Raw genomic sequence first — 22150 nt, forward strand, 5'->3', positions numbered from 1 at the left:
TTAATGGGGGCTTGACCACAGGCACTGTTTTTTTATTAGTTTCCATATTATATATTTTTGTAATAAACTGCTGGTTAAATAGGTGGGGTGAACCTTATCATAAGTAAATGAGGTTTCTAAAAAGGCGATTTCTAATGATATTTTAGGCGAATTTCCCGTCACAGGGCAAATAATGATTAGTGAAAAATTTCTTTTAAATTGCCTCAGTCACTCCTTCTTTCAATACATAACATATTTATATGTTGGAAGAAGGAGGGAAAAAATGATTGGCTTAAATCAATTTGGTTGGATTGTCACAGGTGCGGCTCTTGTCCTTCTCGTTGAAGTTCTAGTCTGGCTCTATTGGCGCTTTTTGGGTAGTGGTTCTATTCGAGATTATGTATCAGAAGATGAGGAGCCTGATGGAGATTATCGTATTATCAAACGTGTTAAAACACCGACCCAACGAATCGCCTTGGTTGACAATCAAGGGCAAACGCTTGTATATGCGAATGGAGATGTAATGTTTGGAACAACAGAGGACGATGAAATATATGCTGAAGCATTAATTCATTTGCCGATGGCAGTCACTGTTAAACGGGAGAACATTCTTATAATTGGTGGTGGTGGTGGCATTACAACAAGAGAAGCTCTTAAGTATCCTGAAGTGAAGGAGATCACGACACTAGATATAGACTCCATTATGATGGATTTTGGTAAAAATTTAGAACCTCTCGTCAAATTTAATAAAGGTGCATTAAACCACCCAAAAGTACGAACAGTTATCGAAGATGGACGAAAATTTATTGAAGATACTCAAGGGAAATGGGATGCCATTTTCATAGATATTCCGGAGCCGAGCGAGGAATGTCCAGAACTATGCAGGCTTTTCAGTCGGGAATTCTTTAGGCTTTTAAAAGAAAGATTGGAACCAGGTGGCGTGATTACTATCTCTTGTCCCTCACTAGCCTGGATACCAGAGTACCTTTGGTGTGTGCAAGCTACCTTAGTGAATGCAGGTTTTCATGTTTTGCCTTATCATTTTGATGTCATTGCGGAATATGAAGACGATTATGGATTTTGTATGGCGGCAAATCGTCCATTATTGCCTGACGATATCACCCCTTCTATTCCTACACGTTTCCTATCTAAGGAGAGAGTTCAGGATATGTTTCATTTTCCCTATAACTATATTAAAAGCAGGTCAAACAATAAAATTCAAACGGATCATAACCTAGTACTTGCAGAAATTGTAGATGATTGCTGGGATGATTAATGCCAGTTTGCTAATAAAAAAGTAAAAAAAACAGGCCAAGCAAGCTTTGATGAAGTCAATGCTTGCTTGGCTAATTTTTTAGAAATTCATCGAGTAAAAATAAAGTTAGTGCGGCCCTGTTGTATTTTAATGGTTTGTCTCCAGGAGCAAAGGCTTTAGCAATATAAATCCCCACTTCATCACCAGCGTTCAAAAATGATTGAACAGTTGTTCCTGTAATAATACTGATGCCATTTACGTCAAAAATGGATCCAACAAGTGGATGTGGTTCAGATTTATTCGAACTTAAGTTGATAGTGAATTCAGCAAATTGTTCTTCCTCTAAGATAACAGATACATTTGCTGTTATATGATATACACCTGATTTAAAAACTGTAATTCTGTTTGTAGCGACATTAGGTCTAGTATTTTGGTAAGGGCCAGCTATATTAAAATTAACAAGGTTTCCAGCTATAATAGGGAGAATTCCATCGTCAGGATGATCTTGTTTATACAAGGATCCATAAGTATAGGGTTTTACATTTTTAGTTCTCATAGACTTCGCCTTGATAAATCATTTGTTCAGGGTATTCTAAATGTTTAATTAGCTGAGGATATGAAACTCCGCGTAAAATGGAGTACACCATTGCTTTTTTTGAAGACAATCCTTTTAAGAGAAATTCCACTTCGCGATCAAGATCTTGCTTTCCGCATGTATAAAAATCTAAGGAAGCATATCCCTCTTCAGGCCATGTATGAACGGACAAATGTGAAGTCGATAAAACTAGTACTCCTGTTACGCCTTGAGGTTCAAATTGGTGGAAGTAAGAATATAAAATTTCCATGCCTGCGTCTAGAGCTGCTTGTTTACACAATTTCTCTAAATATGTGATATTATCCAAAAGTGAAGAATCGCACTCGAATCCATCAATAATAATATGCTTTCCTTCTTTGACCAAAATTCCATCATTCCCTTCCGTTTACCTTTTAAACTATGGTATGTAATATTAGAAAAATAACTTGTATGGTTGCCCTAGGTTATTAGAAAATGGACTTATATAAAAGGAAAAATGCGTTCTTTATTAAAAAGAACACATTTTTAAGTCCCTATTACTGACTAAATTCTTGCCGATAAATTTCATGTAATTTTAAATCAGACAAACTATTTATCTGTGCTTCCATTAAAACCGACTGTAACATAGGAGAAAAGACAAACAAGGTTGAAAGGTCTTCAGGGAGTGTTGTGGTATTCGGGATAGTTAATTTTATATCATCTACGGCCAAAGGTTTTTTTGCTGCCAAATGAAATCCCCAATCTCCGAAGGAAGGAACGTTTATATGGTAGCTTTGGACATGCATTCCTGTCTCCATAAGTGTAAGCCCGATACTCCAGTATACTAATGGAGCATATTCTGGTGAATGAGATTGGCAAACAAGAATACCGTCTTCCGTTAGAAGATTTAATAATTCCTTAAAAAATTCCACAGTATACAAGCGGCTTAAGACTTCATCGCCTGGGTCAGGTAAGTCTACTATAATGACATCATATTGGTCCTTTTGGTTTCGTTGGAATACTTGAATATCCTGCTGATGAATGAATACCCGCTTATCGTGTAGGGCGCTTTTATTAAGGGAAACAACTGCAGAAATATTACTAGCCATGTCGAGCATTAATGGATCAAGATCTACTAAGTCTATATGCTTTACATCAGGGTATTTTAGGACTTCTCTAATAGCCAACCCATCACCGCCGCCTACAATAAGGATGCTGTCCCGTTTTTGGCTTATGGATAATGCAGGATGAACAAGAGCCTCGTGATAGAATTCCTCATCTAATGAACTGAACTGTAGTTGCTTATCTAGATAAAGACGAACATCAGTTGTTTCCAAAACTAATACATGATCCCCCTCTATTCCTTCGTATAAAATACGGTGAGGATTGGAGAGAAGATGATGAAGCTCTTTCAGTTCTTCCGGATCGACATCAGCCTCTTGCTCTGCTGGAGTGGTAGAGGCTTCACTTGAGGAAGATAATTTGCGTAATGAAAGGGAATCTAAGGAGTTGACAATAACAATGGCTTTATTCTTGAATGACATGACCTGTTCCGAAAATATAAACCATGGCATTAGATTATTAGGAAGGGAACGGTTCGGCACATCAATTTTTTTCTCTTCACTCCATCTTAAGGGTTTCTTTCCAGCCAGGTGAAATCCGCAATCACCAAACCAGGGAACATGGACGTGGTAGTTGAGATTGTATAATGGCACGCTTTCTAATGTTTTTGAAATACTCCAGTATTCCAAAGAGGCATCTTTCGGAGATGAGGACGTACAAACCATTAGCCCGCTGTCAGTAAGCTGGTTGGACAGTTGGAGAAAGAATTCCTGGGTAAAAAAAAGGCTCTCTTCTTCTGGCAGAATGGCGATAATAACATCAAATTTCTGCTTCTCTGTCATAAGAACATCATCTATATTGGTATCTGAGATTTGAACACGTTTATCAGAGAAGGAACCTTCGTTAAGCTCAATAATTTCTGGAGTATTTTTAGCGGCTAAAAGGATTTCGGGGGATAGTGCCACTAGATTGACATGGTTAACACTTGGATATTTAAGGACTTCTCGTAATGCTAATCCACTTTCATCGCCGATGATTAGGATACGATCGTGCCGTTCCGATAAAAGCATGGATGGATGTACTAAAGCCTCATGAAAAATTCTTTCATCCATTGAATTCCATTTAAGTTCATTATTCTGGTATAAACGTATATTCATTGTTTCTATCAAAAGCACATTCTGATATGGACTTGCACCCTTAAAAATGATTTTGTGAGGACCAGCTAATAATTGTTGAAGTTCAATCAAATCGTAAATATCACCACGGAAGGAATCCTGATTGTTATTATTACTCAATATTATATCACCTCTAGTAAGTAACTTATTGTAATTATATGAAGAAGCGAACAGTTTCGTGAATGATGTTTCACATGAAACAATAATAGGGGAATTCTCATCATATATTTAAAGTTAATTAACATGAACTATTTCAATTTAATGTAGCCAAGCATATATTGCCAATAAAACATTTTTCTATTTTTCAATAGTAAATAAAGGGGAGGATTTTATTTGGCACATACGCCATTGGCTAGTATGGTGCAGAGAGCTTTTGCAGCGGCACATATGGAAATGGAGAAACAAAAAAGGAACGAAAAAAGGATTCAACCTGATAGAAATATTTCAAAAAGCCCTGTCTATCCAAACATGGAAGAAGGACAATATTCTAATCTAAAAAGAGAAATGAAAAATGCTCCAAGAATTATTATTGTGGGAGCGGGCTTAGCAGGTCTTACTTGTGCATATCGTCTAAAGCAGGCGGGGATTTTATCTACTATTTACGAGGCGACGGATCGGGTTGGGGGGCGGTGTTGGACAAGAAGGGGTGCTTTCAAAGAAAATCAAATTGTCGAGCGTGGCGGAGAATTGATCAATACTGGTCACATGGAGATTCGAAATCTTGCTGAAGAGTTTAATTTAAAATTAGATAATTTAATTGAGGCTGAGACAAAAGGAACAGAACCGCGTTACTATCTTAAGGGATCCTCATACACTTTAGAAGAAGCAACAAAGGACTTTTTAGGAGTTTATCCTCAACTACAAAAGGATCTTGAAGAAGTGGGAGAAACTACACTTTATAATAGTTTTACAGAGCGCGGCTTTGAGCTTGATCATATGTCTATCGTTGATTATATAAATGAAATTGTGCCTGGTGGCATCCATTCAAAGTTTGGTCAATTATTGGTACTAGCCTATACAATTGAATATGGAGCAGATGCCGATCAGCAAAGTGCATTAAATCTACTCTATTTGTTAGGTTTTTCCCCAAAAGGCTCCTTGAATATATTTGGAGATTCAGATGAACAATTCCATATAAGGGGTGGAAATGACCTACTTCCAGAGTTATTAGCTAAGGAGCTGGATGGACAAATTAAATTTAATGCAGAGTTGATGAAGATTGAACAAAATAGTCTAGGTGAAATAAGACTCGTCTTTCGAAACAGTGAAAGCAGGTGGGAAGTTTTTGCGGAAAAGGTTGTCTTAACTATTCCCTTTAGAATATTAAGATTGATTGATTACGAGGATGCAGGATTTAGTTCCTTAAAGGTAACGGCCATTGAGGAGATTGGAGTGGGAGTAAATACGAAACTTCATGCACAATTTTCAAATCGGTTCTGGAGAAAGCTTGGAACCAATGGTGGAACATTTTCGGATACCGGGTATCAGAATACTTGGGAGGTTTCTCGTGCTCAAAAAGGTAAGTCGGGCATTCTTGTTAACTATACGGGGGCAGGAACGGCTGCCAATATAAATGCTTTAACAGAAGAGATCACAGAATCCTTTTTCGGGCAGCTAAAACCTGTTTTGCCAGGAAGCGAAAAATACTGGAAAGGATTATCTACAGTTGACCACTGGTTAAGTAACCAGTGGTCAAGAGGGTCCTATTCATATTTCAAAGTTGGTCAATATACGAAATTTGCTGGAATTGCGGGAGAACGTGAAGGTAACATCTTCTTTGCAGGTGAGCACACATCAGTAGCTTTCCAAGGATATTTAAATGGAGCAGTTGAAACTGGAGAGAGGGCATCACAAGAGGTACTGGAGGATTTAAAAGTAAAGTAAAATAAAGAGAGACAGGCTAGGATCTGTCTCTCTTAGTCATATCCCAAGAAGTATTATATCAACATAATTTGTTCAGTAGGTAACTACTGTTATGTTGATCTTTATTATTACGAATAAATCCTTTTCATCTGTTGAATCTTAAGGAGTGTCCTTAAGATTTTTTAATTAGGAATAAAAATGCTTTTGATATGGATCTATGCCAGATAAGAATTAGGTATATTCATCAGTTTAGGAGGAAGTCATATGAGAATGGTTGACTTAATTGAAAAGAAACGTGATGGTTTTGAATTAACGAAAGAAGAAATACAATTTTTGATAAATGGATTTACGAATGGAGAGATTCCAGACTATCAAATGTCGGCTTTTTCTATGGCTGTATTTTTCAAAGGCATGACAAAGGAAGAGCGTGTTCACTTAACAGAAGCAATGGTTCAATCCGGTGATCAAATTGATCTTTCCGGAATTGAAGGAATAAAAGTAGATAAACACAGTACCGGCGGGGTTGGTGATACGACTACACTTGTGTTAGCACCGCTTGTTGCTTCAGTTGGTGTTCCGGTTGCCAAAATGTCAGGAAGAGGTCTTGGACATACTGGCGGTACAATTGATAAGTTGGAATCTATTAAAGGTTTTCATGTAGAAATTACGAATGAAGAATTTATTGATTTAGTGAATAAGAATAAAGTCGCTGTGATTGGCCAAAGCGGCAACTTAACACCTGCTGATAAAAAATTGTATGCATTAAGAGACGTTACGGCAACGGTGGATTCCATTCCTCTTATTGCAAGTTCCATTATGAGTAAGAAAATTGCTGCGGGGGCTGATGCCATTGTTCTTGACGTCAAAACTGGCAGCGGGGCATTTATGAAGAGTCTTGAGGATGCAAAGGAATTAGCTAAGACAATGGTTGATATTGGTAATGGTGTCGGCAGGAAAACAAAGGCGATTATTTCAGATATGAGCCAGCCGCTTGGATTTGCCGTCGGAAATGCCCTTGAGGTGAAAGAAGCGATCGATACGCTGCAAGGCCAAGGACCTGAAGATTTATATGAACTATGTTTGACACTTGGCAGTCATATGGTTGTATTAGCCGAAAAGGCAACTGACTATAAGCAAGCACGCGAAATGCTGGAGGAATCTATTCGAAACGGAAAGGCATTAGAAAGTTTTAAAACGTTTCTTGCTGCACAGGGTGGAGATGCATTGGTTGTAGATGAGCCATCTAAACTTCCAACGGCTTCCTATACAATCGCTGTTCCTGCTAAACAAACTGGTTATGTTTCTGAAATTACGGCTGAAATAGTTGGGCTGGCAGCCATGATGCTGGGTGCAGGACGGGCAACGAAAGAGTCTGTTATTGATCTAGCGGTAGGTGTTGTGCTTCATAAAAAAGTAGGAGATTATGTTCAAGCTGGTGAGGCTTTAGTAACGATTCATAGCAATAATGAAAACGTTCAAGAAGTTATCGAGAAAATTTACTCCGCATACCAACTTTCTGATAAAAAGGTAGTAAAACCGACACTGATTTATACAGAAATTCAATAATCGAAAAAGGGATGAAAAACATGACAAAAAATTTAGCGGGATTGATTGATCATACATTATTAAAGGCCAATGCGACAAAAGCTGAGGTGATGAAGCTGCTTGAGGAAGCAAAACAATATCAATTTGCTTCCGTTTGTATTAATCCTACATGGGTGGAAACAGCAGCTGAATTTCTTCATAACACACCGGAAGTAAAGGTCTGTACCGTTATTGGCTTTCCACTTGGTGCAACAACGCCGGAAGTAAAAGCATTTGAAACAAAAAATGCGATTGAAAATGGTGCAAATGAAGTAGATATGGTTATTAATATCGGGGCATTAAAGGACCGTCAGTACGATTTAGTGGAAACAGATATTAAAGCGGTAGTCGACGCGGCGAAAGGGAAAGCGTTGACGAAGGTGATTATTGAAACCTGTCTATTGACAGATGAAGAAAAAGAGAAAGCTTGTGAATTAGCGGTTAAAGCCGGAACGGACTTTGTCAAAACATCTACTGGCTTTTCCACTGGCGGAGCAACTATTGAAGATGTTGCTCTCATGAGAAAAACAGTCGGTCCTGGAATTGGTGTTAAGGCTTCTGGCGGTGTTAGAAATTTGGAAGATGCAGAAGCCGTGATCAAAGCAGGTGCTAATCGCATTGGCGCAAGTTCAGGCGTGGAGATTGTAAACGGTGAAACTTCATCTTCTTCTTATTAACTAACGGTAATAGACTGGTTCTTGTAACGAATTAATTTTTTTGAATTGATGGAAGTGACTAATCAACTACGAATTTTTACACCATCTGGAGGACAAACGATGAAATACATCATTGCGGTCATCGGGTTGCTTGTTGTGTTTGGAATGGCTTATTTGGCAAGCAATAATCGAAAAACCATCAAAATAAAACCAATTATTCTTATGGTTGTTATTCAGATAATATTATCTGCTTTATTATTAAATACAGCGTTAGGTCTGGAATTAATTAAAGTTTTTGCTGGGGTTTTTGTAAAATTACTGGAATACGCAGGCGCCGGGGTATCCTTCGTGTTTGGTGGTCTAGCTAATAAAGGGGAATCTCCATTCTTCATTAATGTCCTGCTGCCGATTGTATTTATTTCCGTCCTGATTGGAATTCTCCAATACCTAAAAATCCTGCCGTTTATTATGAAAGCAATTGGTTTATTACTTAGCAAAATAAATGGTATGGGGAAATTGGAATCTTACAATGCAGTGGCATCGGCCATGATTGGTCAATCCGAAGTGTTTATTACAGTAAAAAAGCAGCTTGGCCTTTTACCGGCTAATCGCTTATATACTCTTTGTGCATCGGCCATGTCAACGGTATCGATGTCGATTGTCGGTGCCTATATGACAATGATTGAGCCAAGATATGTAGTAACGGCACTTGTCTTAAACTTATTTGGTGGATTTATCGTCGCCTCCATTATTAATCCGTATACTGTTAATCCGGAGGAGGATATTCTGGAAATACAGGATGCTGAAGACCAATCATTCTTTGAAATGCTAGGGGAATATATCCTTGATGGTTTTAAAGTAGCGGTGATTGTCGGTGCCATGTTAATCGGTTTTGTTGCTTTAATGGCTGCAATAAATAATTTATTTGAATTAATTTTCGGTATTTCATTTCAAGAAATCCTGGGTTATATCTTTGCGCCTTTTGCTTTTATTATGGGTATTCCTTTTTCAGAGGCGGTCAAGGCAGGAGGCATTATGGCCACAAAGCTTGTAACCAATGAATTTGTCGCGATGATGGATTTGGCAAAACTGGCACAAACATTTAGCCCGCGTACATTAGGGATCATCTCTGTTTTCCTTGTTTCTTTTGCTAACTTCTCTTCAATTGGCATAATCAGTGGTGCCGTAAAAAGTCTAAATGAGAAAAAGGGAAATGTAGTGGCTAAGTTTGGTTTAAAACTTTTATATGGTGCAACATTAGTAAGTGTGCTATCAGCTGTCATTGTAAGTATTGTTTTATAGATGGTTGAGATTTGAAAGCCATAATTCACTAATTTTCAGAGGCATAAATGAAAGGTAATGAAACCGAGTTGATTATTTAATGGATTTACTAGATAGACTTAAACTAGTAAACAGATCAAACTTAGGTGTATCAAGAATTTACCGTGAAGTAGGAAACAATATTGAGTTAATATTTATTGCCTCTCCACTAAAAAAGGGATTTAAAACGATTATGGATACTTTAATATAATGAGGGTAAATTTTAAAAAGAGCGGAATTTAACAAATAAAGAAATCAGACAGATGACAGGTATGACGGATAAACAAGTTTAACGATTAATTGCTGGTATGATTAGTGCAGAGAACCGTACTATAAGTAAATAAGCTTAACAGATAAACAATAAGGACAACCTCCATGCTTCGTGAGATTGTCCTTTACTTCTATTTTGATTGCCTATAGACCGTTGCGATGAGATACTCTGTACGGGGAGAAAGCTGTATTCTATTCTAATGTAGATTGAGATGCACCATGAATGGTCGCATACTTATTCCTCTTTATAAAAACGCTCACCGGTTTCTCGATTGAAATAAACGACTAATTTTTTGTTTGTAGTTGGATCAATAGATACTTCATTTGTTCTAACGAAGCCTTTAGGTACTTGTTGACCATGTTTTGCTTTGAAACGGCGGTCCCATATAAGCCAAGACCCGATGATTAGAAGAAGCAGAATGAGAAGTTGGATACCGTAAAATCCTAAAATCCATTTCATTGGTTATTCCTTTTCCACAATCACAGCTGTTCCATATGCAACAATTTCACTCATATTCTGACCAATTTCACCAGAATCAAAGCGCATCATAATAATAGCATTTGCCCCCATTGCTGTTGCATTTTTCACCATCCTGTCGATTGCTTGTTTTCTCGCATCTTCAAGCATCTCTGTATACTGGTTTATTTCCCCGCCTACAATTCCCTTTAGGGAAGCCAAGATATCTTTACCAATCCCTCTCGCCCTTACCGTTAAACCAAAAACTGGACCTAACACTTCTGTAACTTTATAATTCGCAATCTTTTCTGTTGTTACTATAATCATATAAAGATTAGCCCCCTTAACTAAATGATTACTACATCCTTATTCTACTTCGATTGGGGGATAAGTATTATTATTTTTTCCTTTCAAAAAGGCTACACTTTAAGGAGAAATCTTACATCTCGTTATAGTGTAGCTTTTAAAATTTACACCCATTTCTTATCCTCTTCATTCGTATATTTTAGAACCAAATTTTCATCACCAGGCATAAGTCTCCAGCCTTTGTTCACTACAATTCGGAGCCATGTACCGGGAATCCAAGAAGTTACTAGGGCCAGCATAACAAGGATGGCGAAAAATTCTTGGTTGATGATCCCAGCGGTATAGGCAACGGAGGAAAGAACGATTCCGGGGCCGCCACGGTCATTAATAGCAACTCCTAAATTTAAACTTGTGAAACGGTCTTGTTTCATAATACGGGATGTGATATAAACAGCCAAAGTTTGTGTTAGTGTTGCAAATAATAAATAGCCTATGAAAAATAGTAGGCTAAAATGTCTTACTAGGTCTAATTGCAGCCCTACTGTCGCAAAATAAATAGGGATGAACCAAGAAAATGAAATATTAGATACTCCTTGTTCGACCCGTTCTGAGAGTGTTTTCGGTAAAGCAACTTTAGCAACAATACCCGCCAATAGGGCACCAAAAATCGTTTCAACATGAAGATTACCTGCGATGGAAGCAAGAATAAACATAATAAACAGGAAGTAACCCAAATTCGAAGATCTAAATAGTAGATTTTGTTTAGTAATGGTTAAGCGTTTAAACAGGAAATACCCTAGGAGAAAGGTACCCACTATAAAGGCAATGGATGTTCCGAGACTTGACATGGCTGTACTGACTGTGAATACTCCACTCTGACTGGCAAGGGTTGTCGCAAAACCTAAGGCAACCCAGAGAAAGATGTCATGAATTCCAGCACATGCAACAACAATTTTAGCGAATCGGGTATGCATAATGCCAAGGTCATTAAATATTTTGGAAATGACAGGGATAGAGGTTATAGCGATAGATATTGCGATTACAATCTTCATTGCTAAGGGATTATTTGCCGAACCGATAAAGGGAGCTATATTAAAAAGATCCGCGGCAAACCAACCTACAATGAAAGCGGGAATAGTGGCTCCTATTACTAACCCGGAAGTTAACTTAATATCTTCTTTATTAAATTGGGTTTGGAACTTCAGACCAGAGGTAAACATTAGCATGAGCAAACCAAATTGGTAAAGCAGTCCAAACAATTTATCCTCAGTTGGAAATCCTAGAAATAACCACTGAAATGCATCTGGGAAGAAGTGCCCTAATAAGGTCGGACCTAGTACTAAACCGGCCGCTACTTCACCAATTACACGTGGTATGAATATTCGTTCTGCAAGAAATCCTAATAAATGTGCGGTTGCTAACAAACATCCCATCGCTAACAAAAAATGACTAATTTCTGCACTTGTTAAACTAAACACCAGTTTTTCACTCCTTTGTTTTATTTTTGTTTCTAATGTTAAACTATGACATGCTACATAAATAGCTTGGGTAAAGAACATGGAAAAGAATAATTTTTTATACTTTAAGAAAATCTAACTTTGTTAAAGGATTAAAAAAATGAGTTGAATTTTTATAAATAATTTTTGATGAAATGTAACAAACTAAAAATAAAAGGGAGGAATGAAAATGTTGAAGAGAGTCACCACTGTTATTTTGCTTTTAACCCTGTTTAGTTTTAACCTGTTATCTGTCAATGCCCAAGAGGCCGAATCTAAGGGAATAAGTATGGAGAAGGCAAAACAAATTGCTTTGGGACAGGTAAAAGGAGAAATTCTCAATGCCTACTTGCAGGATGATGATGGAAAGAGCAAATATGAGATCATCATCCAAGCAAAGGATGGAAAGTATGAAGTGGAGATAGATAAATCTACTGGTAAAGTGTTAGAAGTGGAGAGAGAGGGCAATAAAGGGGATAGGGATGACGACGATGATGACGATGAACGCTATGATGACTAAAAAAATTTATTCAATAGCGTTCATATCCTAAAAATCTACGTTAAAGAAGGTTCTCTAAGAATGTTAAAAGTATTGATGATTTCTGGGCTCCTTTTTGGGGCTTTTGACTACACACCAGTCGTCACAAGGGCTAATGCTGTAGCTACTAACCAAACCGATAACGAATTGAATGATCCAGAAATGGATTGTACAAAAAAAGTGAAACTGACTTGGGCACAACGAAAGCAACTGGAGCAAATTTATCGTAGGATTTATAATGATTACAGTGATTTAATTTACGTCTATTCCCAAGTTGGAGCATTGACACCGTATCAAACAAAGATAAGACATATCTATTTGAATAACTATATTAAAACCTTTTACAAACGAGGTTATCGCTGGTGCTCAGAGCATGAATCCGACGAATGGGAAGAAGAATGGTATAACAATGATAACGATGATAAAAATGAAAAAAATGATAAAGATTAAGACAATGGCAATTTAAAGCATAGAGAAGAATCAGAGTACAGATCTGATTCTTTTTTTTGTTGCTCTGCATAAACATAAAACAGATACATAAAGGCGGGGTGTTCCATGTATATATATTTAGCGGTAGGTATAGGAGGCGTCATCGGTGCCTTACTGAGGTATTTCATTCTCATCTGGTTTATTAACCTAGGATACTCCTATCCGGCTGGAACGCTTTGCGTAAATTTAATCGGGTGTTTTATATTAGGATATTTACAGGGAATTGCTAAAGTTTATGAATTACCAGGATGGCTTGTAACTGGTGTTGGAACAGGAATTATTGGAGCGTTTACTACTTTTTCCACCTTCAGTATAGATGTTATACAATTTATTAAAGAAGGATTTCTGATCCCGGCATGTACTTATATATTGGCATCTTCAATAGGCGGATATTACTTAGCATACACTGGATTCTCTCTTTCTACAAATAAAAGACGGGGAGTGTAAGGAATGGTTAATCAAATTTGGCTTGTAGGTTTAGGGGGATTTTTCGGGGCAATATTAAGGTATTTTTTTAATCAATATTTTTCAACTTTTATTTTGTTTCCTTTGGGGACTTTTCTAGTGAACATGACGGGTTCATTTTTTATAGGTCTCCTTTTAGGAAGCGATTGGATCTCAAGTTCCATTCGCATTTTAGTGGGTACAGGCTTTTTAGGGGCATACACTACCTTTTCAACTTTTAACTTTGAACTCTTTATGTTAAAAAAGAATGGTCGGGATTTTCAATTTTTCCTCTATATTGTCAGCAGTTATATCCTTGGAATCTTTTTAGCATACCTGGGATATTCCATTACTAGTTTGTTGTAATTGGATATCAATATTTTTACCTTAGCTGAAATCGGCCCAAAGCCATTCTATATCTACTGAAAACTTCGATTTTATAATCTTCCCCATTGGGGATATTCTCCATAGTTATTTGAAAACCCTTGGTATCCTTAAAATTTCCGTGGATAAGACAATGGGCATACACTGTTCTTTTTCCCCACCAACTCATTTTTACCACCGAATAAAAGATGGGGCTTTTATTATCATCAATCTCTTGAAATCCAATAATGGTGATGCATTGATTGGTGACTATAAAAGGTTGGCTATAGAAATAGCAATTGTCTACACTCAAACCCCATCTGATAAATTGCTCTCCTGTGTCTTGCTTCCTTTTTCTTAAATGAATCCACCTTAATAAATAAAAAAAGGCCCAAGCTACAGTGATCAAACTAAAAATACCCATTTAACCGTTATCACCACCCTTTGTACTATTTTAATGTTGATTTGGTTATGAACGTAACGGCGAATGATAGTAATAAAATCATCCAAAAACTCTATCCTTTAATGTGCTTCCTAACTCCTCGGCAGCGACTCCTTAACGGTATGGGAGTTACTTAAGAGTTTTCATAAGTGGGATAAAAACCAAACCTTAATTTTTCGCTTTCCTCCTTAATGACAAAAATCCGTAACACAAAGGGAACTTCGGGAATACCTTGTAAAGGAGTAAATTTGAGGAGGAAATCTAATGCAATCAAACATTTACCAAAATCAAAATAATTCCTATTATTTACAAAGGGATATGAATTTTCATGACAAGTGCCAAAAACATTTATATCAACTTATTCAAGTTGAATTAAATGATGGTTCTGTTTTTCAGGGCATCCTTCACAGCTATGATCATGATAAAATGTATCTCCTTATGCCACGGACAGATCAATCCCAAATGTCAATGCACACGGAAGGTGCAAGTAGCGACAATAGGCTGTTCTTCCCCTTCTATGGACCGTTTGGATTATTTGGCTTCCCTTTCTTTGGAATAAGAAGATTTGGGCCATTTTTCCCGTTCTTTATCTAAATTTAAATTCCGAAACAAAAAGGCCTACAGGAGACTGTAAGCCTTTTTTATTTAAATGCTATTTCGTACATAAAAAAATTCTATTATCCAAAATTCCCTGATACTTCATTAGTATATTGAGATGTTGAATCATAATTGTATAAAGATTTGGTTCAATATATTTTGAGTATTGGAACTCAGGCATTGAATCATTTTGAAACATAGAATTTTTTTGCATAAGTACTTTTATATTTTTGAAACCAGTCTGTTCAAATAAAGCAACCCAATCCGTCTCTCCCAAGAGGGAATCTAACCCATAAAATTGCTTAATTTCCTTCTCATTCGATGGATTAAGCGGTTTATTGATGGTAAGTTCATTTGCAATAAAGCGCCCGCCATTCTTTAACAATCGAAATATTTCTTTAAGAGCCCTAGGCTTATTTACGAAAGAGAGAACGGATTCGGAAAGAATAAAGTCGAATGTATTATCCTTCAGAGGGAAATCTTCTATTGAGCCTTGAATAACTTCTACTGGCAATTGGTATTGCTTCATTCTACTTTTGGCTTTTTCTATCATAATGGGATTGATATCCATCGCCGTTACTTTTGCCCCGTAATGTGCAGCTAAATAGGCAGCTGTTTGACCAGTTCCACAGCCTACGTCCAAAATATGAGAATTGCTATTTATTTTCTCACCATTAAAAATTTCTTTGGTTAGATTTAGGCCACCGGGGTGAGCGCCGCCAACACCCATTTTAGATAAAAAATCTAAATAAGTCGAAGAGCTAATGAGAACCACCTTCTTTATTTATGCTATTTGTATAATATGAAAATAAAAAATGTTGGTTCCCTATTTTTATATAAAGGAAAGTTGGATAACCTAACGGTACGGGTTATACGGCTTATCTACTTATTCTAGTTGATTGCCTTATTCAATTAAAAGATGAAATCCCAGGTACAATCAAAATCATTCACCAGCATTGCGGAAGAGGTACCGCCCGGTGGAGCAAAAAGCATAGAGTTAACCTTTATCCCTGATTACCCGCCGCTAAATTAGTAGGCTATGTTGTTTGCGGGTACTAGGATATTTTATAAAAATAAATACCTGTCATGCCCCACGTTTTGCCGTGAATACATCGACATAGCTCGGGGTGTGACTCAGCTATAAATTTTTTGAATAGGCCATCCAATAGAAGCTACCAACAAAAAGTGCTCCACCAATTGCATTCCCTAGGAAAACAGCAATGAAATTTTCTAAATACATGAACCAGTTAAAAGCGCCTGCGAAGATGGCCGCTGGAATGATAAACATATTGGCAATCACGTGTTGAAAGCCGATTGTGACAAATGCCATAATAGGAAACCAGATGCCAATGATCTTACCAGCTGTGTCTTTTGCTGCATAGGCAAGCCAGACTGCAAGACAGACAAGCCAGTTGGCACCAATTCCGGAAATCAGCGCCATTTGGAAAGATTCATTCAGTTTACTTTCAGCGACGGCAATGGTCTTAGTTATAAAGGGTTCTGTTTCTGTTAATCCAAGATGATGACCAAATAAATAGGCAACGAAAATGGAGCCAATAAAGTTACTGATGGTAATGATGGACCAATTTTTGGCGATATGCCATGTTGTTATTTTTCCAGAAAGTCTAGCGGTTGTAACAGCCATGAAATTTCCCGTAAGGAGTTCCCCTCCTGCAACAAGGACAAGGATCAGACCAAGTGGGAAAAGAGCCGCCCCGATGAAATCCGGCATCGAGCCCCAATGTATGGGGAGGCCTGCTGTGATCCTGATATGTAATAGAAAACCGAATGATATGTAGACACCTGCCAAAAAACCAAGAATTAGAGTACTGGAGAGTGGCAAATTTACTTTTTTTACACCAGCAACTATTGCAGTTTTAAGTATCTTTTCTGGAGGGTTGAATGCCATGTTGTTCTGTCACCTCGTTTTTGGAAAAAGCCTTTTTCATCATTTTGTCATTGGGAACTTGTACTCATCTGTACTATTGTATGTCTGGTTTTAGGATTATAGAATTTGAAGAATCACAAGGATATGACTTTGCACCGGTTACAGGCTAAATTGCCGCCATACCGAATAAAAAGTGATAGAATAAATATTGCAAAAAAAATACTTGGGGGAATTTACATGAAAAACTTAGGATCCATGGAGGAATTTGAGCAATTTAAAAATGAAGGGAAGCATATATTTGTTTTTTCAGCAGACTGGTGTCCTGATTGCAGGTTTGCCGATATGTTCTTGCCGGAAATAGAATCAAAGTTTAATGATTATGTTTATGTTCACGTAGATCGTGACGAATTCATCGACCTATGCCAGCAGCTTGATATATATGGAATTCCAAGCTTTGTTGCTTTTGAGAATGGGAAGGAATTGGGCCGCTTTGTTAGCAAAGACCGCAAAACACAAGAAGAAATCGAAAACTTCATTAGTGGATTAAAATAAATAGGCTTTTGTTTATCACATCCATAAAAAATAAAGGCATCCACCGAAAGTCATAAGTGTATGCCTTTTATTTTGAGGGGAACGGGGATTTGATTCAGATAAAGAATAACTTAAAGTTGCAAATTGAGTCTGAAGCCGAGGTGAGTTCGGACAAGAAAAGCCCCTGAAGAAAAAATCTTCTTCAAAGTGCTGTTTCATTTAGCAAATAAAAATTATCGACTTAGTCATATAGGTACAAAACAAAAATTAAGACACCAAAACCCCATTAATTGAATTCATGATCATATTAACGGTTTCTTCCCCTGCCTTGGCCCATCTGCTTTTATCACGGATATAACCGTCGGTGTCCAGGGGATCTTGAAATTGATTAAGCCCTGTGGTTGCGGTAAGAAGTGAGTTTTCATCGTAATCTAAGCCAATATTGACGACATGCTTAATTACAAAAGGTGTACCAAATTCGATCAATGCATTAGAATAATCCAACTCCCCGTTGACAACATAAATAGGCATTCTTAAATAAATAGATTCTCCACCTTCACGCCATAATAAAGCATCGAATTTCCCTTGATGGTAATCAAAATTACTGCAAAAACTACACCCGTGTGATTGAAAAATATTTTTGATTGCCCCAAAATAGGCTCTTTTACCTTCAATGTTTGTTTGTAATTTAATCATTCATTTTTCTCTCCTTCAATATAGGTCCATCATTATTATTTACCTAATATTGGATGTGATACATTAGTTAAAATAAAAGTTTAACTGAAGCCTAGAAGGAGGAATTATGAAAAGACTTGCGAGAACTCTGCAAGTCTTTAAATGTGATAAAACTACCTTTTGTAAAATAATAATGAATCAGTTTTTGACACTATGCAAGACATCTACATTAGTAGGATTCGAAATGGTCTGCTTTACAACACAATAACGTTCTGTTAAACGCAGCAATGTCGTCACTTGCTCTTCTGAAGCATCTGTATCGAGATCAAAGTTAAGTCGAATGGATGAAAAGCCGACTGGAGCCTCTTTAGAAACGCCTAACGTTCCTCGGAAGTCTAAATCTCCTTCTGCACTGATTGTACCGCCGCGTAATTCAATTTCGAGTGCAGTTGCCACAGCTTTAAGAGTAACGCCTGCGCAAGCAACTAGTGCCTCAAGTAGCATGTCGCCGGAACAAGCAGCTAAACCATTTCCTCCTGTTGCTGGGTGGAGTCCCGCTTCAACAAGTGCTTTTCCAGTATCAACCCGACACGTAACACCCTCACCAATTTGTCCTTGGGCACGTAATGTAATCATCGCCTCCCCGGGATTCACACGATATTTCTCCTTAAGTGGTGCTTGAAGACTGCGTAATTCTTCGCTTTTCATAGAATTGTTCCCTCACTTTTTTTATAATCATAAAAGCCTATCTTTTTAGTCTGTTATAAAAATATTAGCACAACAAATATATATATGTCCAAATAATTAATTAATTCATAAAATTAAAATAAAATAACCGCAATATAAAGGAAGCAAAAGAAAAACCATTGCTTCCGTTTTTATTTAATGGGATTCGTAAGCGTAAAAAAGTGGCATATTAATCACATATTTGGAAACTATAAGTATATTGAATATTAAATGCCTATAACTGGGGGTACTATGGTTGGAAATTGCGAATGTTTTTACTGTCATTGCCTTTGTTTTTTGTGCATTGGTACTGTTGGTTTTAATTATTACCGTGATTAATTTGTATTTTATCGATCAAAGACAGAAGCAACACCCGGTGCTCAGAAATTACCCGGTGGTCGGACGTGCCCGGTACTTTCTCGAAACGATTGGACCGGAATTACGTCAGTATTTATTTAATAATGACAATGAAGGAAAACCCCTTTCTCGAGAACAATACGAGCACATAGTCAAAAAAGCAAAGTACAAGCGTGATGTGATTGGCTTTGGTTCCAAACGGGATTTTGAAGAAGCTGGATATTATATTAGAAATTCAATGTTCCCAAAAATAACGGAAGAGTTAAAAATGGACCGGGAGACGAAGGTGACAACCAATCGCTATTTATTGGTGAAGGAGCCTTTATTTACTCGCAGAAAGGAACATTTTGAACAGGATGAATCGATTGCCTATTTGTTGGATGACAGTGATGCCATTGTGATTGGCAGAAATGTAAAACAACCTTTTATAGTAAAAGGTCAGATTGGCATGTCGGCGATGAGCTATGGATCTTTGGGTGAACGAGCTGTTACTGCACTTTCGGAAGGGTTGGGAATGGCGAAGGGGACATGGATGAATACAGGCGAAGGCGGTCTATCTGAATACCACCTTAAAGGTGGGGTTGATATCATTATGCAAATTGGGCCTGGTTTATTCGGTGTCCGTGATAAAGCAGGGAACTTTAGTTGGGATGCTTTATTAGAAAAAAGCAAAATCCCCGAAATTAAGGCATTTGAGCTTAAATTAGCACAAGGGGCTAAGACTCGAGGGGGCCATATCGATGCTGAGAAAGTGACGGAGGAAATTGCAAAAATTCGAATGGTAGAACCATTTAAGTCCATTGATAGTCCAAACCGTTTCATCGAATTTACAAATTTTCCGTCTTTGTTTGATTTTGTTGAGAGGATACGTGAGCATACTGGAAAGCCGGTTGGAATTAAAGTTGTAATTGGGAGCCGTCATGAAGCGGATGAGTTGGCAAAACAAATGAAACTTACCGGAAAAGGACCGGACTTTATAACGGTTGATGGTGGGGAAGGCGGGACTGGTGCTACTTATCAAGAATTAGCTGATAGCGTGGGGTTACCAATTAAATCTGCATTACCACTATTGGATCACGCTTTATTACAACATGGTGTTCGTGACCGTGTCAAAATTATCGCATCAGGGAAGTTGTTTTCTCCAGACCGCGTAGCTGTTGCCCTTGCGATGGGAGCAGACCTTGTGAATATCGCCAGAGGGTTTATGATCACGGTTGGTTGTATTCAAGCACTTAAATGTCACTCCAATGCTTGTCCTGTTGGTGTTACTACAACGGACCCTTTCTTGCAAAAAGCACTAGTTATTGATGAGAAAAAGCATCGAACAGCCAATTATGTAATTGCGATGAGGGAAGGGCTGTTTCGCTTGGCTGCCGCTGCAGGGTTGGATTCCCCTGTACATTTCAGAAGCGAACATGTTGTTTATAAAGATGAAAAAGGCAAGACATGGTCACTTGAAGACATCTATCAAATGATTGTGAAGGAAGAAGTGGCAAAATAATAAAAAAAATAAAAATGTTGAAACGGATTTTGGCTTGAAGGTTAATCAAGAATTTGATAAGATAAAGTTAAACATAAAGCTATATGTGACTGGCGAGACGCGGACGAACCGCGAGGGAGCATATAGTGACGGAAATGGCCGTTCGCCTGGGCTGAGGTAAGGGATTCTCCCTTACCTCTTTATGCTTTTAGGGGGGATAAACAGGATAAGTAAGTAATTTTTAACTCAATGCACATTTGAATTTAATGTCGATATTTTCAGTTAATTAGGTTACTATTATCTTAGAGGAATTTTTCGGACAAAAGGGTCAAAGGCTTTTGGCTGATGGCAGCATGGGTATGTTTCATTTTGAAATTTATTAAACTATTATAATATAAAAAAAGGAAAGAGGAGATTACGGTGAGCATAGTAACATTAGACAAGGTAAAACAAATCAAAACGTTAAATAACATCGCGGAAAGTGGACTAAATGTATTTAACGAAAATTATTCAATTAATAACGACAGTGAAAATCCGGATGCCATTCTTTTACGCAGCTTTAACATGCATGATTTAGAATTAGGCGATAACTTAAAGGCGATTGCTCGTGCTGGTGCCGGTGTAAACAATATTCCTATCGACAGATGCACAGAGCGCGGAATCGTTGTTTTCAATACTCCGGGAGCAAATGCTAACGCAGTAAAAGAGCTTGTGTTAACATCATTAATGGCTTCTTCACGCAATGTTTTTGACGGTATTCAATGGACTAAGACATTAGTAGATGAAGGTGATCAAATTCCAAAGCTTGTGGAAGCTGGCAAGAAGCAATTCGTCGGTAAAGAAATTAAAGGTAAAACTCTTGGCGTTATTGGCTTAGGTGCGATCGGTGCACTTGTGGCTAACGATGCTCTTGACTTAGACATGGATGTAATTGGCTATGACCCATATATCTCTGTTGATTTAGCTTGGAAATTGTCTCGTAATGTAAAACGTGCAATGACACTTGAACAAGTATTTGCAAACGCAGATTATATTACTGTACACGTGCCAGTTGTTGAAAGCACTAAAGGCATGTTCAATGCAGAAGCATTTAAATTAATGAAGCCTGGTGTTCATATTTTGAACTTCTCACGCGGTGAGCTTGTAAACGAGGCTGATATGGCTGACGCACTTGAAAGTGGTATAGTTGGAAAATACATTACTGACTTCCCAAATGAAAATGTACTGAAGATGAAAAATACAGTTTGCATTCCTCACCTTGGAGCGTCTACTGAAGAATCTGAGGAAAACTGTGCGATTATGGCTGCACGTCAAATGAAGGAATTCTTAGAAACTGGTAATATCAAAAACTCTGTGAACTTCCCTAATGCATACTTAGAGTACACAGGAAAACGCCGTTTGGCTGTATTCCATAAAAATGTTCCAAACATGGTTGGTCAAATTACTGCTGCCGTTTCAAATTACGACTTGAATATTGCTGATATGGTGAATAGAAGCCGTGGCGATTACGCTTATACAATGATCGACCTTGACGGTGAAGTAAATGGTGACGTTCTTCCTGGCATTGAGGAAAAAATTAACCAAATTGCTAACGTAGTAACAATTAATATCTTCTAAGATTACAAGTGAACTAGATTAAATAAA

Annotated in this window: 24 protein-coding genes, 1 pseudogene and 1 riboswitch; of the genes and pseudogenes, 14 read left to right on the forward strand and 11 right to left on the reverse strand. The window is 37.6% G+C overall.

Annotation, left to right across the window (positions count from 1 at the left end; translation table 11 throughout):
* The first annotated feature begins 262 nt into the window (after positions 1 to 262).
* Entirely contained in the window at positions 263 to 1255 is a 993-nt protein-coding gene (locus BAZO_RS00410; protein WP_004430814.1) for a spermidine synthase, read from the forward strand.
* Between the two features lie 70 nt (positions 1256 to 1325).
* On the opposite strand, the gene BAZO_RS00415 is transcribed toward BAZO_RS00410, so the two are convergent.
* The 3 genes from BAZO_RS00415 to BAZO_RS00425 form a co-directional block, all read right to left on the reverse strand.
* Positions 1326 to 1790 carry a hypothetical protein gene (locus BAZO_RS00415; protein ID WP_004430818.1) on the reverse strand — a complete coding sequence of 155 codons (465 nt, stop codon included), beginning with the start codon at positions 1788 to 1790 and terminating at the stop codon, positions 1326 to 1328.
* Positions 1780 to 2193 carry an adenosylmethionine decarboxylase gene (speD, locus tag BAZO_RS00420; RefSeq protein ID WP_004430820.1) on the reverse strand — a complete coding sequence of 138 codons (414 nt, stop codon included), beginning with the start codon at positions 2191 to 2193 and terminating at the stop codon, positions 1780 to 1782. Before speD ends, BAZO_RS00415 begins: the two co-directional genes overlap by 11 nt.
* Positions 2194 to 2344: 151 nt before the next feature.
* Positions 2345 to 4144: a spermine/spermidine synthase domain-containing protein gene (locus tag BAZO_RS00425; protein ID WP_004430822.1), complete on the reverse strand. Its 1800-nt coding sequence runs from the start codon at positions 4142 to 4144 to the stop codon at positions 2345 to 2347.
* 213 nt (positions 4145 to 4357) lie between these two features.
* On the opposite strand from BAZO_RS00425, the gene BAZO_RS00430 reads away from it, so the two are divergent.
* From BAZO_RS00430 to BAZO_RS00445, 4 genes are all read left to right on the forward strand, one after another.
* On the forward strand, positions 4358 to 5908 hold the full coding sequence (locus BAZO_RS00430; RefSeq protein WP_004430823.1) for a flavin monoamine oxidase family protein: 1551 nt from the start codon (positions 4358 to 4360) through the stop codon (positions 5906 to 5908).
* Between the two features lie 243 nt (positions 5909 to 6151).
* Positions 6152 to 7453 (forward strand): pyrimidine-nucleoside phosphorylase, encoded by a 1302-nt coding sequence (locus tag BAZO_RS00435; protein WP_004430824.1) that lies wholly within the window; start codon positions 6152 to 6154, stop codon positions 7451 to 7453.
* Positions 7454 to 7473: 20 nt separating this feature from the next.
* Positions 7474 to 8148 carry a deoxyribose-phosphate aldolase gene (gene deoC / locus BAZO_RS00440; RefSeq protein ID WP_004430825.1) on the forward strand — a complete coding sequence of 225 codons (675 nt, stop codon included), beginning with the start codon at positions 7474 to 7476 and terminating at the stop codon, positions 8146 to 8148.
* 99 nt (positions 8149 to 8247) lie between these two features.
* On the forward strand, positions 8248 to 9429 hold the full coding sequence (locus tag BAZO_RS00445; protein ID WP_004430826.1) for a NupC/NupG family nucleoside CNT transporter: 1182 nt from the start codon (positions 8248 to 8250) through the stop codon (positions 9427 to 9429).
* 523 nt (positions 9430 to 9952) lie between these two features.
* Here the strand turns inward: BAZO_RS00445 and BAZO_RS00450 are convergent.
* The 3 genes from BAZO_RS00450 to BAZO_RS00460 form a co-directional block, all read right to left on the reverse strand.
* On the reverse strand, positions 9953 to 10177 hold the full coding sequence (locus BAZO_RS00450) for a hypothetical protein (RefSeq protein WP_004430827.1): 225 nt from the start codon (positions 10175 to 10177) through the stop codon (positions 9953 to 9955).
* A 3-nt stretch (positions 10178 to 10180) separates the two neighbouring features.
* Positions 10181 to 10501, reverse strand: a complete 321-nt coding sequence (locus BAZO_RS00455; protein ID WP_004430828.1) for a YbjQ family protein — start codon at positions 10499 to 10501, stop codon at positions 10181 to 10183.
* A gap of 143 nt (positions 10502 to 10644) precedes the next feature.
* Complete coding sequence (locus BAZO_RS00460) at positions 10645 to 11958, reverse strand: cation:proton antiporter (protein ID WP_004430830.1); 1314 nt, start codon at positions 11956 to 11958, stop codon at positions 10645 to 10647.
* Between the two features lie 208 nt (positions 11959 to 12166).
* Here BAZO_RS00460 and BAZO_RS00465 point away from each other — a divergent pair, with 208 nt between their 5' ends.
* The 4 genes from BAZO_RS00465 (at position 12167) to crcB (BAZO_RS23330) (ending at position 13813) form a co-directional block, all read left to right on the forward strand.
* On the forward strand, positions 12167 to 12496 hold the full coding sequence (locus BAZO_RS00465) for a PepSY domain-containing protein (RefSeq protein WP_004430832.1): 330 nt from the start codon (positions 12167 to 12169) through the stop codon (positions 12494 to 12496).
* 60 nt (positions 12497 to 12556) lie between these two features.
* The gene (locus tag BAZO_RS00470; RefSeq protein WP_004430834.1) at positions 12557 to 12964 is read left to right on the forward strand and encodes a hypothetical protein; all 408 of its coding nucleotides are present in this window, start codon (positions 12557 to 12559) and stop codon (positions 12962 to 12964) included.
* A gap of 105 nt (positions 12965 to 13069) precedes the next feature.
* The gene (crcB, locus tag BAZO_RS00475; protein ID WP_004430836.1) at positions 13070 to 13450 is read left to right on the forward strand and encodes a fluoride efflux transporter CrcB; all 381 of its coding nucleotides are present in this window, start codon (positions 13070 to 13072) and stop codon (positions 13448 to 13450) included.
* Between the two features lie 3 nt (positions 13451 to 13453).
* Entirely contained in the window at positions 13454 to 13813 is a 360-nt protein-coding gene (crcB, locus tag BAZO_RS23330; RefSeq protein WP_004430837.1) for a fluoride efflux transporter CrcB, read from the forward strand.
* A 16-nt stretch (positions 13814 to 13829) separates the two neighbouring features.
* On the opposite strand, the gene BAZO_RS00485 is transcribed toward crcB (BAZO_RS23330), so the two are convergent.
* On the reverse strand, positions 13830 to 14234 hold the full coding sequence (locus tag BAZO_RS00485; protein WP_004430840.1) for a hypothetical protein: 405 nt from the start codon (positions 14232 to 14234) through the stop codon (positions 13830 to 13832).
* A gap of 282 nt (positions 14235 to 14516) precedes the next feature.
* Here BAZO_RS00485 and BAZO_RS00490 point away from each other — a divergent pair, with 282 nt between their 5' ends.
* A complete protein-coding gene (locus BAZO_RS00490) occupies positions 14517 to 14846 on the forward strand; it encodes an LSm family protein (protein WP_004430841.1) in 330 nt (109 codons plus the stop codon).
* Between the two features lie 58 nt (positions 14847 to 14904).
* Here BAZO_RS00490 and BAZO_RS00495 read toward each other — a convergent pair whose 3' ends face one another.
* Complete coding sequence (locus BAZO_RS00495; RefSeq protein ID WP_235786678.1) at positions 14905 to 15624, reverse strand: class I SAM-dependent methyltransferase; 720 nt, start codon at positions 15622 to 15624, stop codon at positions 14905 to 14907.
* A 92-nt stretch (positions 15625 to 15716) separates the two neighbouring features.
* On the opposite strand from BAZO_RS00495, the pseudogene BAZO_RS22115 reads away from it, so the two are divergent.
* A pseudogene (locus BAZO_RS22115) lies at positions 15717 to 15843 on the forward strand (M20/M25/M40 family metallo-hydrolase); the annotation flags it as partial.
* Positions 15844 to 15987: 144 nt separating this feature from the next.
* Here the strand turns inward: BAZO_RS22115 and BAZO_RS00500 are convergent.
* The gene (locus BAZO_RS00500) at positions 15988 to 16758 is read right to left on the reverse strand and encodes a formate/nitrite transporter family protein (RefSeq protein ID WP_004430845.1); all 771 of its coding nucleotides are present in this window, start codon (positions 16756 to 16758) and stop codon (positions 15988 to 15990) included.
* A 216-nt stretch (positions 16759 to 16974) separates the two neighbouring features.
* Between BAZO_RS00500 and BAZO_RS00505 the strand changes: the two genes are divergently transcribed.
* Positions 16975 to 17289 carry a thioredoxin family protein gene (locus tag BAZO_RS00505; protein ID WP_004430846.1) on the forward strand — a complete coding sequence of 105 codons (315 nt, stop codon included), beginning with the start codon at positions 16975 to 16977 and terminating at the stop codon, positions 17287 to 17289.
* A 246-nt stretch (positions 17290 to 17535) separates the two neighbouring features.
* On the opposite strand, the gene BAZO_RS00510 is transcribed toward BAZO_RS00505, so the two are convergent.
* Positions 17536 to 17964 (reverse strand): YugN family protein, encoded by a 429-nt coding sequence (locus BAZO_RS00510; RefSeq protein WP_004430848.1) that lies wholly within the window; start codon positions 17962 to 17964, stop codon positions 17536 to 17538.
* Positions 17965 to 18141: 177 nt separating this feature from the next.
* On the reverse strand, positions 18142 to 18651 hold the full coding sequence (locus BAZO_RS00515) for an OsmC family protein (protein WP_004430850.1): 510 nt from the start codon (positions 18649 to 18651) through the stop codon (positions 18142 to 18144).
* Positions 18652 to 18925: 274 nt separating this feature from the next.
* Here BAZO_RS00515 and BAZO_RS00520 point away from each other — a divergent pair, with 274 nt between their 5' ends.
* Together BAZO_RS00520 and BAZO_RS00525 are read left to right on the forward strand one after the other, a co-directional pair.
* Positions 18926 to 20527 (forward strand): FMN-binding glutamate synthase family protein, encoded by a 1602-nt coding sequence (locus BAZO_RS00520; protein WP_004430852.1) that lies wholly within the window; start codon positions 18926 to 18928, stop codon positions 20525 to 20527.
* A 75-nt stretch (positions 20528 to 20602) separates the two neighbouring features.
* Positions 20603 to 20686: riboswitch (ZMP/ZTP riboswitch) on the forward strand.
* 240 nt (positions 20687 to 20926) lie between these two features.
* Positions 20927 to 22123, forward strand: a complete 1197-nt coding sequence (locus BAZO_RS00525) for a phosphoglycerate dehydrogenase (protein WP_004430854.1) — start codon at positions 20927 to 20929, stop codon at positions 22121 to 22123.
* The last annotated feature ends 27 nt before the right edge of the window (positions 22124 to 22150 follow it).

This window comes from Schinkia azotoformans LMG 9581, assembly GCF_000307855.1.
GTDB classification, from domain to species: Bacteria; Bacillota; Bacilli; order Bacillales; family Bacillaceae_J; genus Schinkia; species Schinkia azotoformans.